This is a genomic window from Verrucomicrobiia bacterium (assembly GCA_026414565.1).
Lineage (GTDB): Bacteria > Verrucomicrobiota > Verrucomicrobiia > Limisphaerales > Fontisphaeraceae > Fontisphaera.
On record JAOAIT010000009.1, the window covers coordinates 84,629 to 99,734 of the forward strand.

14 protein-coding genes are annotated in these 15,106 nt (G+C 61.6%); 10 read left to right on the forward strand and 4 right to left on the reverse strand.

The window, feature by feature from the left end; genetic code table 11:
• The first annotated feature begins 16 nt into the window (after positions 1 to 16).
• Together N3J91_01640 and tadA are read left to right on the forward strand one after the other, a co-directional pair.
• Positions 17 to 520: an NUDIX domain-containing protein gene (locus N3J91_01640; protein ID MCX8155148.1), complete on the forward strand. Its 504-nt coding sequence runs from the start codon at positions 17 to 19 to the stop codon at positions 518 to 520.
• Positions 513 to 1,022 carry a tRNA adenosine(34) deaminase TadA gene (gene tadA, locus N3J91_01645; protein MCX8155149.1) on the forward strand — a complete coding sequence of 170 codons (510 nt, stop codon included), beginning with the start codon at positions 513 to 515 and terminating at the stop codon, positions 1,020 to 1,022. The genes N3J91_01640 and tadA overlap by 8 nt, the downstream gene beginning before the upstream one ends.
• Here the strand turns inward: tadA and N3J91_01650 are convergent.
• Positions 1,005 to 1,307, reverse strand: coding sequence for an isoamylase early set domain-containing protein (locus tag N3J91_01650; GenBank protein MCX8155150.1), 303 nt, complete (start codon positions 1,305 to 1,307; stop codon positions 1,005 to 1,007). The two genes, tadA and N3J91_01650, sit on opposite strands and share 18 nt — an antisense overlap.
• A gap of 80 nt (positions 1,308 to 1,387) precedes the next feature.
• Positions 1,388 to 2,293 carry an S-methyl-5'-thioadenosine phosphorylase gene (gene mtnP, locus N3J91_01655; GenBank protein MCX8155151.1) on the reverse strand — a complete coding sequence of 302 codons (906 nt, stop codon included), beginning with the start codon at positions 2,291 to 2,293 and terminating at the stop codon, positions 1,388 to 1,390.
• Positions 2,294 to 2,533: 240 nt separating this feature from the next.
• On the opposite strand from mtnP, the gene N3J91_01660 reads away from it, so the two are divergent.
• Positions 2,534 to 3,118 carry a hypothetical protein gene (locus N3J91_01660; protein MCX8155152.1) on the forward strand — a complete coding sequence of 195 codons (585 nt, stop codon included), beginning with the start codon at positions 2,534 to 2,536 and terminating at the stop codon, positions 3,116 to 3,118.
• Positions 3,115 to 4,140 carry a M23 family metallopeptidase gene (locus tag N3J91_01665; protein ID MCX8155153.1) on the forward strand — a complete coding sequence of 342 codons (1,026 nt, stop codon included), beginning with the start codon at positions 3,115 to 3,117 and terminating at the stop codon, positions 4,138 to 4,140. The genes N3J91_01660 and N3J91_01665 overlap by 4 nt, the downstream gene beginning before the upstream one ends.
• Before the next feature lie 10 nt (positions 4,141 to 4,150).
• On the opposite strand, the gene N3J91_01670 is transcribed toward N3J91_01665, so the two are convergent.
• Positions 4,151 to 5,503, reverse strand: coding sequence for a cyclic nucleotide-binding domain-containing protein (locus tag N3J91_01670; GenBank protein MCX8155154.1), 1,353 nt, complete (start codon positions 5,501 to 5,503; stop codon positions 4,151 to 4,153).
• A 143-nt stretch (positions 5,504 to 5,646) separates the two neighbouring features.
• Here N3J91_01670 and N3J91_01675 point away from each other — a divergent pair, with 143 nt between their 5' ends.
• From N3J91_01675 to N3J91_01695, 5 genes are all read left to right on the forward strand, one after another.
• Positions 5,647 to 5,907 carry a hypothetical protein gene (locus N3J91_01675; protein ID MCX8155155.1) on the forward strand — a complete coding sequence of 87 codons (261 nt, stop codon included), beginning with the start codon at positions 5,647 to 5,649 and terminating at the stop codon, positions 5,905 to 5,907.
• An 87-nt stretch (positions 5,908 to 5,994) separates the two neighbouring features.
• Positions 5,995 to 7,578, forward strand: coding sequence for a hypothetical protein (locus N3J91_01680; GenBank protein MCX8155156.1), 1,584 nt, complete (start codon positions 5,995 to 5,997; stop codon positions 7,576 to 7,578).
• 148 nt (positions 7,579 to 7,726) lie between these two features.
• Positions 7,727 to 8,716 carry a ThuA domain-containing protein gene (locus N3J91_01685; protein MCX8155157.1) on the forward strand — a complete coding sequence of 330 codons (990 nt, stop codon included), beginning with the start codon at positions 7,727 to 7,729 and terminating at the stop codon, positions 8,714 to 8,716.
• 12 nt (positions 8,717 to 8,728) lie between these two features.
• Entirely contained in the window at positions 8,729 to 9,268 is a 540-nt protein-coding gene (locus tag N3J91_01690; protein ID MCX8155158.1) for a YkgJ family cysteine cluster protein, read from the forward strand.
• Between the two features lie 224 nt (positions 9,269 to 9,492).
• Complete coding sequence (locus N3J91_01695) at positions 9,493 to 11,496, forward strand: DUF2075 domain-containing protein (GenBank protein MCX8155159.1); 2,004 nt, start codon at positions 9,493 to 9,495, stop codon at positions 11,494 to 11,496.
• 244 nt (positions 11,497 to 11,740) lie between these two features.
• On the opposite strand, the gene nadB is transcribed toward N3J91_01695, so the two are convergent.
• Entirely contained in the window at positions 11,741 to 13,366 is a 1,626-nt protein-coding gene (gene nadB / locus N3J91_01700) for an L-aspartate oxidase (GenBank protein MCX8155160.1), read from the reverse strand.
• A 188-nt stretch (positions 13,367 to 13,554) separates the two neighbouring features.
• Here nadB and N3J91_01705 point away from each other — a divergent pair, with 188 nt between their 5' ends.
• Positions 13,555 to 15,105: an exosortase/archaeosortase family protein gene (locus N3J91_01705; protein ID MCX8155161.1), complete on the forward strand. Its 1,551-nt coding sequence runs from the start codon at positions 13,555 to 13,557 to the stop codon at positions 15,103 to 15,105.
• Position 15,106: the final 1 nt, after the last annotated feature.

Below are 15,106 nucleotides of genomic sequence, written 5' to 3' on the forward strand. Positions count from 1 at the left end.
TGCCGTCTGGTGTTCCATGAGCATGCCCCATAAAATTTCGACCCTGCTATACGGATTGGATGCCGGGGGGCGGGTGCTGCTCATGGAACGGGCGCAGGAGCCTAATCTGGGTTTGTGGAGCCCGCCGGGTGGCAAATTACATACCGCTGAGGGCGAATCTCCGCACATGTGTGCCTGCCGGGAGGCGCAGGAGGAGCTGGGGCTGGCCCTGGCACCCGCTGATTTGCATCTGGTGGGCATTGTCAGCGAGCACGGTTACGCCGGCCAGGCGCATTGGTTGATGTTTCTCTTCGAGATTCTGCCGGTTTTAACCCACGTGCCACCGGCCATCCGGGAGGGACGGTTTGCCTTTGTCTCCCGCGAGCAGTTGGAGCGTCTGCCGGTGCCGGAGACGGATCGGGAGCAAATCTGGCCGTTGTTCTGGCGGCATCGGGGCGGTTTTTTTGCCGCGCACTGCCATGTGCACGCCGATGGCCGGCGGGATTGGACGCTGGAGGAGAGCCGCCCTGCGCATGTCTGACCCTGAGCCTATCGATTTGCACAGTGATGCCTACTTCATGGGCGAGGCCCTGCGGCAGGCGGCGCGGGCGTTTGCTGCGGAAGAGGTGCCGGTGGGGGCGGTGATCGTGCGTCAGGGACAGATCATTGCCCGGGCCTACAACCAGGTGGAGCTGCTCAAGGACGCCACCGCCCACGCGGAAATGCTGGCGCTGACGCAGGCGCAGGAGGCGGTGGGGGATTGGCGGCTGAACGATTGCACGCTGTATGTGACCAAGGAGCCTTGTGCCATGTGCGCCGGGGCGCTGGTGCATGCGCGGGTGGGGCGGGTGGTGTATGGGGCCCCGGATCCCAAGGCGGGAGCGGCCGGCGGCGCCTTAAATTTGCTGCAGTTTCCCACCTTCAACCACCGTTGTGAAATCACCGGGGGAGTGCGCATGGAGGAATGCCGCTCGCTCCTGCGCGAATTTTTTGCCCGGCAGCGCGCCCTCAAGGGAGGCGCCGGTTCAGCTAACGGCGATTAGGGAGACGCGCTCATTCTTTTCGTTGCGGGCGATGCCCTGAGCGCGGGGATCGAGGTGGGGCTGGTTGTCCACCATGAAGACATAACGATGATGCCCATGAGCCAGCTCGATGGTGGCCATCCAGGCCCCGTCGGGCATGCGCCGGAGCGGGTGGGAGGTGGGATTCCAATCGTTGAAGTCCCCGCACACCGTGACGGAATGGGCCTGCGGGGCGACAAAGAGGAAATTGATGGGTTTCTTGACCTTCTGAGGCGTGGCCCGGCGGAGCGGGCTGTATGTGTTCACATCAAAATGCCGACTCATAAATCAAACTGTCCAAAGCGCAGGGCAATAAGGAATGGCGTCGAAATGGGCGCACGTCAAAGTTATTTTTTAATTTTGTTACTTAAAGTCGGGGGTGAGGTCAAAAAACGGGCCAGGAGCGGCCGCAACTCCCGGATGGTTTGGGCGGGCCAGAGGCGGCGGTCCGTGAAGATGGCGTGCTCCAACGCCCGATGACACTTGCAGCCGGGCTGGCGCGGAATTTCCGGGATGGCCCGCGCGATGATGGCCCGGGCCAGGGCGGTGTTGTGGTGCAGGTTGTCCAGAATCATGGACAGCGACACGTGCTCCTCCTCCGGGCTCCAGCAGTCGTAGTCCGTGACCAACGCCATGTTGGCGTAGGCAATCTCCGCCTCGCGGGCACATTTGGCCTCACCCAGGTTGGTCATGCCGATGACCGCGCCCCCCAGTTGATGATTGCGCAGCGATTCGGCGCGGGTGCTGAAGGCCGGCCCTTCCATGCAAACGTAGGTGCCGCCGTTGTGGACGCGGGCCTTTTCCGCCCGGGCGCAATCGTACAAAATGAAGCGCAGCTCGTGGCAGACAGGCTCCGCAAAGGAGATGTGAGCCACAATACCCCGCCCGAAAAACGTGTGAGCGGTGGATTGCTTGGTGCGGTCCAGAAACTGGTCCGGCAGGACGATGTCGCGCGGGCGGTATTTTTTTTGCAGGGAGCCTACGGCGCTGACGCTGAGAATCCAGGCCACCTCCAATTTTTTCATGGCCCAGAGGTTGGCACGGTGATTCAACTCGCTGGGCAGGAGACGGTGTCCCCGGCCATGGCGGGGCAGAAACACCACCCGCCGGCCGGCAAACTGGCCGGTGAGCAGTTGATCGGAGGGCGGGCCGAAGGGCGTTTTAACCGTAATCCATCGGGTCTGGGACAGACCCTCCAGCTCGTAGAGACCCGTGCCGCCAATGACGCCAATGGCCGGAGCGGTGTCGGACATGGTGGAAAGGTGGGTGGCTGCCGATGGCGGGCGCAGCCATCGGCAGGTTCCGTTTGCCTTAGGCGCCGGTCGCCGCAGGTTTTCGACCCGCCGCCGCCGCGCGGGCGGCCGCTTTGCGGCGTTTGATGTAGGCCAGGCGGCGGCGCCGTTTGATTAGTTTGTTGTATTGCTTGCTCATAGCTCGTTTTCGTGTTTCGTTTTGCTTTACTTCAAAGCAAGAATAACGTTTGTTAGCCCGCGATGATGAAGATTTGCCCGTTGCGGTTCAACACCAATTTGTGGCTGAGCCTCGTCCTCGGGCTGGCTGTCTGGGGGACCGGCTGCCGGACGGCCGAGCCGGAGGCCAAAACCGGCACTGCTCCCGCCCGCACGTCCAAGAGCCGGAAAGAGGCCAGCACGCTGCGTTTTCACTACGTCATCAACCCTGACGGCACGCCGCGGTGCATCCCCATCACGGTTTATCGAAACCACCCCATGACGTTGTACATTGATCGTTCACCGTTTTTGTGGGAAGCCAACATCGTGAAGGCGGAAGTGGTCACCAACCTGGGCACGTATGCGTTGCGGGTGGAATTTGATCGCTCCGGGGCGATCGCTCTCGAGTCGGTGACCACCGCGCAGCGAAGCCGGCATATTGCGATATACAGTGATTTTGGCGAATCGCGCTGGCTGGCAGCGCCCCTGATCACTCAGCCGGCCACCAACGGGGTGTTTGAATTTACGCCGGATGCCTCGTTGGAGGAAACTCAGCGCATTGCCCGCGGTCTGAACAACCTGGCCCGCAAGAAGGGGACCTGGTTGGACCGAAGCAAACCCATGCCATGAAATGGGCGTTGGTGAGGTGGGCAGTGGTGGCTGCCAGTGTGGCGGGGGCGGGCCTCGCAACGCACGGGGCGGAAATGTTTCATTTGCCCACGCCCAACCAGGCCATTTATCAGGTGGGCGACATGGAGCGCTATTATGTGCCCACCACGGGCCGCACGTGGGAGAGTGGCACGTTTGGTTGTGTGCGCTCGGAGGGGCGGCAATTCCATGAGGGCATTGACATTCGCCCGGTGCGGCGGGATCGCCGCGGGGAGGCGGCCGATCCCATCTATGCCACGGCGGATGGCACAGTGGCCTATGTGAATCCCCACGCGCATCTGTCCAACTACGGCAAATACCTCATTTTGCGGCACGTCCTTGAGGGGGTGGAGTTGTACAGCCTTTATGCGCACTTAAGCCAGATTGCGCCGGAGCTGACACCGGGGCGGCCGGTGCGTGGCGGCCAGGTGATCGGCATCATGGGCCGCACGGCCAATACGCGCGAGGGCATCAGCCGCGAGCGCGCTCACCTGCATTTTGAGCTGGCCTTGCTGTTGAATGATCAGTTCAACGAGTGGTTTCGTAAAAACCACCCAGGCGAGCGCAATGATCATGGCGTGTGGAACGGCCAAAATCTGGCGGGGCTGGACCCCACGCAGATTTTGGTGCGGCAGCGCCGGCCCGATTTCAGCTTGTTGCAGTTCGTGCGCGGGCAGACGGAGTTGTGCCGCATCTGGGTGCGGCAGCGGGATTTCTCCTTTGTGCGCCGTTATGCCGTCTTGATGCGCCGCAATCCACTGGCGGAAAAGGAGGGTGTTGCGGGCTATGAGCTGGCTTTCACCTACAATGGCCTGCCCTTTGAGCTGACCCCGCGGGCGCCTTCGGAGACACGGCATCTGGGCGAAACCGCCCTGCTGTCGGTCAATGCGGCGGAATTCCGTCGGCAGCCCTGCCGCAAACTGGTGGAGGAACGGGGGGGACAGTTTGCCCTTTCCGCCGCCGGGCAGAAGTACCTGCAACTGCTTTTATTTTCCGGTCGCTGAGGCGGGGGCCTCATTTGCGCCACCATCTCTGTAGTTTTTCACGCCAGCCTTTGGCCGATTGGCGCTCCACGGGGGAAGCCTCGGGGGGTGGCAGGTCCCGGGGAGGTTCTGAAGGAGAGAGGGCATAGAGGCCCGGCACAATCATCCCGGCAAACAGCCCTGCCTTGCGCAAAACCGGCAGCAGCGAGCTGCCCGGAGGCGCGGCCAGATACACCCAGCTTTGCGGTGTTAACAAGGCCAGCAAGGCCTGGGCATCCTCGGGCTTAAATGCAGCATGGCGGCTTCCGGTGTCGGGCCACAGAAAACCGGGCAGGCATACCACCTCCAGGGGAGGGGCACCAGCGGGCAGGCAGGAGGCTCCGGTATCGGCCAGCCGTAGAAATTGCGGGAGCCGGGCAAAGACCTCCAAGCCTTCCGGTGCCCGGCGCAAAGCGCCCACCGCCACACCGCGCAAGATGCCTTGTTGCTGGCGCACTTTGGCCACGGCTTCGGCGCCGGCGTGATCCAGGTGGGCCAGAAGCAAAAGCTCGCGGTCCAGCAGTTCCAGGAGGTTGAACAGCCCGTAGAGTTTGGCTTCGCCAAAACCGGCCCCTTGCGTGAAATGCTCCATCCAGCGTTGGAGCGCTTCGGCCTGTTCGTGGCGGGTCATCTCGGGAAAGAGATGATCGGCCAGCACCTTGACGGTGGAATCGTAGCGGGCCAGTCCGCTGATAAGCTGGCGCAGCATGACGCAGGCCAGCTTGAGCTCATCGGCCTGGCGCTGGGGGGCGTAGGTGGTGAATTTGGCCAGGTAGGCCTCCTTGCTCAGCACCCGGACGCGCGTGGGCTCCAGCGCAAAAGCATCGGCGGTGCGCTGGACGGGCAGCAGAAAGGGCAGGTTGCCGAAAAACTCGTGGCGTCCCAGGTGGACGACGGGGCGGCCGTTTTTGGAGATGAGCACCCGCCCGCTTTCCACCAGAAATGCCTCGTGGGCCTCCTCGCCCGCGGCAAAGAGGCGGGTGCCGGCAGGATAGTCGCGGGCAGGGGTGCCAGCAAAATCCTCTGACAGCAGGCCCACCTGAAACGGGGCAAAGCGTTCTTTGACCAGCGCCCGGGCCGGATTGGCGACTTCGTCCACGAGCCGGGCCAGCCGCCAGCGGTCCATGACGTTCATGGCCTGCAACACGCGGCGGGCCTTGTCAAGCAGGACAGTGTCAGGCGAGGCGATGGCATGCAGCAAGCCAAAATCCACGCTGGTTTTGTGGGCTTCGGGCGGCGGATGCCCGGCCAGGAGGGCATCCAGGTACTGCTCCAACAAAGCGGGTGGCAGGGGCGCAGGAGGGGCCGAAGCGAGGGCGGAAAGGTCTTTGTTGGCGGCGGCCATGGCCTGGTGTTGGTGCGGGTTGGACCGCAGGTGGAGCTTATCGGCGGAAGGATTTGAGGCGCAATCTTTTTTTCCAGACTTGACCTCTGGCGGGCGTTGGGTAGGCATAAGGCGGCTTTCAGGTGATTGAGGGATTGAAGGACATGAAAAAAAAGACGGAAACCAAGCCGGTGCGCCGGGTGTTGGTCATTCTGACCAACCGCTTCACCCCGCTCAAACCCGGAGTGTATGTGGAGGTGGAGTGCAATCCGAAAGGGGACATCCTTTCGGAGAAAACCTTGAAAAAGGAGCCGAAGGAGCCGGTGTATGATGAGGTCTGGATTAATGATGAGGGCAAGAAGAGCCTGAGCGATTGCACCAGCTTCAAGCGCGTGTACCGGCACAAATTCGAGCGCAAGGCGTGAAGCGGGCGGGGGCTGCCCCGGGGCTCTTCGCTGATGCTCCGGCCCCTCCAGTCTTGCGCCGGGGCCGGCGTGGCGTATAAAGGGGGCATGAACACGCCTCGCTGGTTGACGATCGGTCTGGTTTGTTTTTGGGGGGGAGTGCATGCCGGCTTTTCTGCCGCCGCTCAAATTCCTCCAGAGTGGGAACTGGCGCAGAAATACACCAACATCCACCGGTTTTCCACCCTGTTCACCGCGCAGGATGTCCGCCGTTATCTGTCCTCGGACGAGGGCTTGCAACAGGCGATCCAGTGGTGCAAACAGACGGCCATTACCAAGGTCTATCTGGAGTCCTATCGGGATGGCTATACGGCTGAGCGGGAGGCGTTAATCAAGGCGCGGGACGCTTTTCAGCAGGCGGGTTTCCTCGTTTCCGGCTGCGTGACCCCCACCAAGATTGGCAAACTCATTCCCGGTTGGGGCAACAACATCTCCTGTTATACCGATCTTCCCACCCAGCAGCGGGCGCGAGAGATCTATACTTACGCGGCCGCGCTGTTTGATGAGACGATGATTGATGATTTCTGGTTCACCGAGTGCACCTGTGCGGAGTGCGACACGGCGCGGCGCGCAAAGGTGGTGACGATTGGGGACCAGAAATTTCCGGTGGCAGGGGATACCTGGGCGGATTATCGCGGCGAGCTGATGCTGCAGCTTTCCCGCCTGTATGTGTTGCAGGCAGGCCGGCAGGTCAACCCGCGCGCCACGTTCATCCTCAAGTATCCGCAGTGGTATGACTACTTTCACGTGCGCGGCTACGATGTGGTGCGGCAGACGGCCGAATTTGATCGCATCTGGGTGGGCACCGAGACGCGGGATTATCAGGACAAACGCTGGGGCGGCACCGTGCAATACGAGGCGTATTTCATCATGCGCTGGCTGGGCGGCCTCGGTGGCGCCAAGTGCGGGGGCGGTTGGTACGACTGGCTGGGCACGACGGAAAAAACCTATCTCGAGCAGGCGCGGCTGACCATCCTGGGCGGCGCGCGGGAGAGCCTCCTGTTTTGTTACGGCGGCTTGCAGGGCGGCACCGGCCCGAAGAACATCGAAGCCCTGCGCGGACACCTGCCGCGGCTGTTCAGCACGGCGGCGGACGTGGCCAAACGCCGGCCGGTGGGCATCGCGGCCTACAAGCCGCCGGGCAGCGATCCCGGCAAGGAGCGTTATGTGTATGATTTTGTGGGGATGCTTGGCCTGCCCCTGCTGCCATGTCACGAATTTCCCACCCAGGCGGAGGCCGCGTTCTTTTCGGTGCATTGCTTGAAGGACGAACAGTTGGTGCCCAAGTTGCGGGCGTTTCTGGCGGCGGGCAAACCGGTGTTGATCACTGATGGCCTCAAGGCCCGCCTGGAGGGGCAGGTGGACTGGAGCAAAGGGGAGGTGCAGGTGTTGGAAGTCAAAGGAGATCCCAAGCGGTTGTTGGAACTGAGTCGGGAAGAGCTGGACAAATTGCGGCTGCCGCTTTTGCGTCCGCTCAAGGTGCGCTTCAGCGCTCCCGGCAAGGTGTCGCTCCATTTGTATGCGGATGGCAGTTGGGTGATTTGCAATTTCAATGATGATTTTGTGGGGGTGGAACTGAATGGCGTGCGGCATCCGGTGGGCGAGCGCGGCTGGCTGCAACTGTGGAAGTGAGCAGTGGCGGGGCAACGCCCAAACCCCAACCCTAGGAAATTTCCCGGGTCAGGGGCGACGAGGGCAACCCGCCGTGGCGATGGGGCCACGGGCGGCATTTACTTTGGATTCGACAGGGGGCCGGAAGGTGATTAGCATGGCGAGGCTTATGAAACACCTTCGCGCGCTTCTGATTCTGGCTTTGGTTTGGGGGGGTGGCGCGGGAGCCGCCCGTCTGTCGGCCGCCACGCCAGGGGGTTGGGACAAGGTGGATCCCGCCCGGCCCAAACAGGTTCTTTATTTTACCAAGTCCTCCGGCTTTGAGCACAGCGTGGTGAAGCGTCCGGCCCCTGATCAGCTCAGCCATTCGGAAAAAGTCCTCACCGAGCTGGGGGAGAAGCACCGTTTCAAGGTGACCTGCACCAAGGACGGGCGCATTTTTACGCCGGAAAACCTGGCGCGTTTTGATGTCATCGTGTTCTACACCAGCGGCGATCTGCTGGAGGCGGGCACGGACAAGCAGCCGCCGATGACGGTGGAGGGCAAGGAGGCGTTTCTGCGTGCCATTCGTGAGGGCAAGGGCTTTGTGGGCATCCATGCCGCCACCGACAACTGGCATCCCCAGCCGGACCCGCCGGATAAATCAACACGGTTTCAATCGGTGGGGGACCGCCTGGATCCCTACCTGCGCATGATCGGGGGTGAGTTCATCCGCCACGGCCCGCAGCAGGTGGCCCGCAACCGGGTGGTCAGCCCGCGTTTCCCCGGCTGCGAAGGCCTGGGCGAGGGATTCTCGTTGAATGAGGAATGGTACACCTTCAAGGATTTTGCGCCGGATTTACACGTCATCCTGGTGCAGGAAACGCGGGGGATGAAGGGCATTGATTATCAGCGGCCGGATTTCCCGGCCACTTGGGCGCGCAAGGAGGGCCGCGGCCGCGTGTTTTATACTTCGCTGGGGCATCGTGAAGATGTCTGGACCAATCCGCTGTTCCAAAACCTCCTGCTGGGCGGACTGGGCTGGGCGGCGGGTTTGGTGGAGGCCGAGATCGCTCCCAACCTGGAGCAGGTCACGCCCGGCCATCGGCAGCTTCAACCCAAGGACGATCCCAACGCCAAAAAGGCCGCTGCCCCTGCGCCGGCGGCCAACCCCAAATAAACCCTCCGCTCTATGCCGCGCCGCCCGCCACCCCTGACGGACACGTTGTGCCTGCGGTGCGGCCTGTGTTGCAATGGGGTGCTGTTTGCAGATGTGGAATTGCGCCCCGGTGACGATCCCGCGGCGCTGACCGAGGCCGGCGTGCCATTGACCTGCAAACACGGCAAAATCAAATTTCCGCAACCGTGTCCGTGCCTGGAGCAGGGGCGTTGCCGCATTTATGAGCAGCGTCCCATGCGGTGCCGCGCCTTCGACTGCCGTTTGCTGCAGCGGGCGCAGGAGGGGAAAATCGCGCTGAACGAGGCGCGCTACCTCATCCGCATCACGCGGGAGCAGGCCGAGCGCGTGCGCCGGCTGGTGCGCGTGCTGGGCCAGCGCGACGAACAAATGCCTCTGAGCCGCCGTTACCAGGCCGTGATGCGCGAGCCGCTGGACCTGTCCCAGGGCGAACGCCATCAACGCCGCCGCGGCGATTTGCTGCTGGCGGTGTATGAGCTTACCCGCCTGCTCGAGCAACATTTCCTCGGCACCCCGCCGGTGTCGGACAGATAAACCACGAGAGCTTGGGGAATCCCTGAAGGACCTGAAGCAGCACGATGACCCACGGACAAGAAGCCGAAACTTTTGGTTACCCAGTATGTGCCGAATCCTTCCTGCTGGAGGTTGTTGGGCACAGACTGAAACAGCTTGTGGGCTTGCACAGAAAGTGACGGGTTGAGGTAGAGCTGGCGACGATAACTGTTCACAAGAACAAACGGCCATTAAGTTGTAAAGTCATGCCGAACAACAGCCCAGCACATAACCTTTCCAGGGCATGGTACGGTGCATCCATCGCGGAATTCATGGCCGCTGGGAATGACGTGGTTCTTGGTCAACTGACGCAGAACTGTGATTGCGATATTCCCCAGCCCCAGAAGAATGCCTGGCTTTGCCAAATTGATATACTTCGCAGCCAAATCGAAGGACTGCGAGGGGCGGTCTTTTTCGAATTTAACATTCCGCGCATGGGGCGTCGTGCGGATGTTATCTTGCTTGTTGGCCCCGTGGTCTTTGTACTGGAGTTCAAAGTAGGAGCGCAGAAGGCGGATTCTTCGGCAGTCAGTCAAGTATGGGACTATGCTCTCGACCTTAAAAATTTTCACAAGGCAAGCCATCCCCTTTGCATCGTTCCGGTTTTGATTATTACCGAGGCCAAACACACTCCCTCTCTTCGCTGGCTTGAGGATGCGGATGGAGTGGTCCGTCCGCTTATCACCAATGGCTTCCGACTGCGGGAAGTCATCAACTTCGCTCTGGAAAACAGGCATGGTACTGAAATTGACGGCCACGCATGGATGAACGCGCCCTACCGGCCCACGCCTACGATTATTGAAGCGGCCCGCTGCTTGTATGCCCAACACTCTGTGGGAGCTATTGCCCACTTCGACGCGGAGGCACAAAACCTGGGCGTGACTTCCAAAAGGATTGAGGAGCTGGTGGATGAAGCGCAGAAGTACCGTAGAAAATATATTTGTTTTGTTACTGGTGTGCCCGGGGCAGGAAAGACATTGGTTGGGCTTAATGTGGCAACCCATAGACGTGATGGCGGAAATGCTGCCCATGCAGTGTACCTTTCAGGCAATGGACCGCTGGTGGCAGTTCTGCGGGAGGCCCTTACGCGGGATGAACTTGAGCGCGTGAGATTGAGAGGTGAGAACGTTCGCAAGGGCAGGATTGGCGAAAGTGTCAAAGCTTTCATTCAAAACGTGCATCACTTCCGCGACGAAGGACTGGCGGATGATCGCCCGCCGCCCGAGCATGTGGTAATATTTGACGAGGCTCAAAGAGCGTGGAATTGGAAGCATACAGCCAATTTCATGCGGAGGAAAAAGCGGATCAATTCCTTCCGGCAGTCTGAGCCGGAATTTCTCATTTCCTACATGGATCGTCACCAGGATTGGGCGTTCGTTGTCTGCTTGGTGGGTGGGGGGCAAGAGATTCATACGGGCGAGGCTGGCATTGCGGCATGGCTGGATGCTGTGCAGCAACATTTCCCTCACTGGCACATGTTCATTTCTTCGCGCCTGACAGATTCCGAATATGCCGCAGGCAGGGCCCTGGAGAAGGTGCGCACTCATAGGCATTATTATCTGGATGACAAATTGCACCTGGCTGTCTCCATGCGGTCTTTCCGAACCGAGCGCGTCTCCCATTTTGTCAAAGCTCTGCTTGATGGTGAAAGAGACCAAGCTAGAAAATTATATGAGGAATTTGCCAATCGCTATCCAGTGGTCTTATCCCGGGATTTGGAAGCAGCGAAGGCGTGGATTCGCTCCCGGGCCCGCGGTTCAGAACGCTATGGCTTGATGGCCTCTTCCAAGGCCATGCGTTTGAAACCTTATGCCATAGACATTCGGGTGTCGGTTGATCCCGTGCATTATTTTCTGAACGGGCCGGAAGACATTCGCTCCAGTCTGTACCTTGAAGACGCCGCTACCGAGTTTCAGGTACAGGGACTGGAGCTGGACTGGGTTTGTGTCAACTGGGACGCCGATTTTCGCTTTGAGGAGGGCGCGTGGAAACATCACGACTTTCGGGGCAGCCGATGGACCCGGATTGTTAATCCGGATCATCAAGCTTACTTGAAGAATGCCTATCGCGTGCTTTTAACCCGCGCGCGTCAAGGAATGGTCATTTTCATCCCTCCTGGCAATGGGGCGGATGCAACACGTGTGCCCGCTTATTATGACGGTACATACAATTACTTGCGTGAGCTGGGCATTCCAGTGATTCCGGCATGACCTTTGTCATTCGATCGTTGGCCGATGCCCCATGGCAAGGAACCCTCGGTGTGGTGCACTTGTACGGCGCAAGCATTGATTTTCATTCCCACACCAGGTGAGTAAGACAGAAACCGACTGCTTCAGGCCTGAAGTGAAAAGGTAAGCCAGCTTCCCAAAATTAAGGCCGGGCTTTTCATCGGCCACCGGTGTCGCCGGGAGCAGGGGGATGGCAAAGGAGGCTGGGCAGGCGTTGGGGCTTGGGCTAGGTGGGCAGGGGGGGAGGGGGGCGGCGGATGAGGGTGTCGCGTTTTTCCCAGGCGGGATCGGGATGGGGGTGGTCGAGCGTGTAATGGAGGCCGCGGCTTTCGGGGCGTTGGAGGGCGCAGGCCACGATCAGCTCGGCCACGGTGGCGATGTTGCGCAATTCGAGCAGGTCGGCCGTGACGAGGAAATCCCAATAAAACTCCTGAATTTCGGCCTGAAGATTGAGGATGCGGTTGCGGGCGCGCTGGAGGCGTTTGGTGGTGCGGACAATGCCCACATAGTCCCACATCACGCGGCGGATTTCGTCCCAGTTGTGCGACACCACCACCATTTCATCGGCGTTGGTAGCATGGCCGCTCTGCCATTGGGGCAGGTGCTCGGGCGGGGGGGGGAGGGGGGAGCGCAGAGCCAGTTGGGCGGCGCGATGCGCGCAGACCACGGCTTCGAGCAGGGAGTTGCTGGCCAGGCGATTGGCACCATGGAGGCCGGTGCAGGCCACTTCGCCAATGGCCAGCAGGCCGGGCAGCTCGGTCTCGCCGTCCACCGTGGCCAGCACGCCGCCGCACTGGTAATGGGCGGCGGGGACGACGGGGATGGGCTCCTTGGTCATGTCAATCCCGTACTTGAGCAGGGTTTCGTAGATGTTGGGAAAGCGATTCATGACGAACCGGGCCGAGAGATGCGAAATGTCCAGGAGCACGTAATCCGCGCCGGTGCGTTTCATCTCGCTGTCAATGGCGCGGGCCACAATGTCGCGCGGGGCCAGGGACTTGAGCGGATGCACGTTGTTCATGAATTCCTCGCCGGCCAAGTTTTTCAGCACGCCGCCTTCGCCGCGCACGGCCTCGCTGATGAGGAACGATTTGGCTTTGGGATGGTAGAGGCAGGTGGGGTGAAATTGGATGAATTCCATGTTGGCGATGGGCACGCCGGCCCGATAGGCCATGGCCACGCCATCGCCGGTGGCGATGTCGGGGTTGGTGGTGTAAAGATAAACCTTGCCGCAGCCGCCGGTGGCGAGGACGACCACGCGCGCGGCAAAGGTGTCCACCTGCCCGGTGGTTTTGTTGAGCACGTAGGTGCCCACGCAGCGGTTGGGGCCGGGCAGCCCCATCTTGGCGGTGGTGATCAGGTCCACGCCAAAATGGTTCTCGAAAATGTGGATGTTGGGCTGGCCGGTGCAGGCCTCCAGCAGGGCGCGTTCAAGCTCGCGGCCGGTGATGTCCTGGGCGTGGAGGATGCGGCGCTTGGAATGGCCGCCTTCGCGGGTGAGGTCGAGGGCGGCATGACCGGGCGCGGCGGGATCAGGCCGGACACTGAAACGCGCCCCATATTCGATCAGCTCCGCAATCCGGGCGGGGCCGTCCTGCACAATGGTGCGGACCACTTCTTCCTTGCACAGCCCGGCGCCGGCCACGAGGGTGTCGCGCACGTGTTCTTCAAAGCTGTCCTCCTTGCTCATCACCGAGGCGATGCCGCCCTGGGCATAGTTGGTATTGGACTCCGCGCGATTTTTCTTGGTGACCACGGCGACGGTGCCGCCGGCGGCGGCTTTGAGGGCAAAGAACAGTCCGGCGATGCCGCTGCCAATGACGAGAAAATCGTAATGCTTCACGTTGCCCATACCGGGTTTCACTCATACTCCGTTGGCGGGAGCATCCCAAGCACTTTCTTATAAGCACGGGAACGCTGGGGCATTGTGGCGGCGGGTTGCCCTGGGTGGCGTTTCTTGGGCAGCAGAGGCATCTTTCGGGGCTGGTCGCTGAGTTTTTCCTGCTGCCAGGGCGGGCAGGTTTGGCTTAAATTGGGGCCATGAGCGGTGCCTCCAACCCCCAGGTGCCGGCGCAGGCCGCCCTGCCGTGGCCGACGCTGCTGGTGCTGGGCGGCGTGTGGTTTTGGGTGTGTCTGATGCTGGCGCCGGAATGGGAGATCAATCCGCAGTACAGCTACGGGTGGGGCGTGCCCTTGCTGGCGTTGTATTTGTTTGCGCGGCGCTGGCCGCCCGGCCCGCCTGAGCCGCCTGCCACGCCCCATTGGCGATGGCTGATGGCGGGCCTGCTGGTTGTCTGCCTGCCCTTGCAGGTGGTGTACGAGGCCAACCCAGATTGGCGGCTCCTCACCTGGGCGGCGGCGGTGCTGGGCGTGGTGACCAGCCTGCTCATGCTGTGGGGCGTCGGAGGCCCGGGATGGGCGTGGCGGCTGGCTTTTCCGATCTTTTTCATGTTAACCTCAGTACCGTGGCCGACTGGATTGGAGACGCGCGTAGTCAATGGCCTGCTCAGTTTCATTACAGGCGTGACCACCGAGGCTTTGAACTGGCTGGGGGTGGCGGCCTTTCGTCAGGGCAACATCATTAAACTGGCCAGTGGTTTGAGTGTGGGCGTCAACGAAGCCTGCAGCGGTGTGCGCTCGCTGCAAACGGCGGTAATGGTGACGCTGTTCATGGGCGAGTGGTTTCGGCTGCGCTGGGGGGGGCGCGGGGCGCTGTTGGTGGCGGGCATAGCGTGGGCGATATTTTTGAACATGCTGCGCACGGGCTGGCTGGCGTGGTTGACGGCCCGCCACGGGGCCGAGGCCCAGCGGAGCTGGCATGACCCGGCGGGCCTGCTGTTGTTTGGTTTGTTGGTGGGCGGCGTGGCCCTGATGGGCTGGCTGGCCCAGCGCGGCAGCCGGCCTGACGAGCCTAAAACTTCCGTGACAGATGCCGCCGACGCCGCCTGGCTGCCCCGGGGCTGGGCTTTCGCGTTGTGTGGCTGGCTGGGACTTTGCCTGGGGGTGACGGAGGCGTGGTATCGCTGGCATGAGCAGGAGCGCGGGCCCCGGCTGGCGTGGCGCGTGCGTTGGCCCACGGACGCGCCAGGCTTCCAACTGCGGGCGGTGGACGAAGAAATCCGGGTCTTGCTGCGCAGTACGCAGAGCGAATCGGCCTTGTGGGAGCGGGGCGGGGGGGTGCACTGGATTTTGTTTTTCAACCGCTGGGCGCCCAGCCGGGTGTCGTCGCTCATGGCGCGGGTGCATCGGCCGGAGATCTGCCTGCCTGCCACCGGATTTGAACTGGTGGAGCGGCAGCCAGCGGCGCTCTTCCCCGCGGGCAACCTTGAGCTGCCCTTTCGCACGTATGTTTTTACGGGGCAGGGGCGCACGTGGTATGTTTTCTTTTGTGTGATGGAAGAGCGCCCCCTGCCCGGCGGCGGCTGGCCGGAGGCCGAGCCAACCCGTTGGCAGCGTTTGCGGCAGGCGTGGCTGGGGCGGCGCAATTTGGGCCAGCAAGCCCTGGAGGCCGTGCTGACGGGGTATCCCAGTCTGGCCGAGGCCCAGCGGGCATGGTTGACGGAATTGCCGCGGTTGATTGTAACGGAATAGA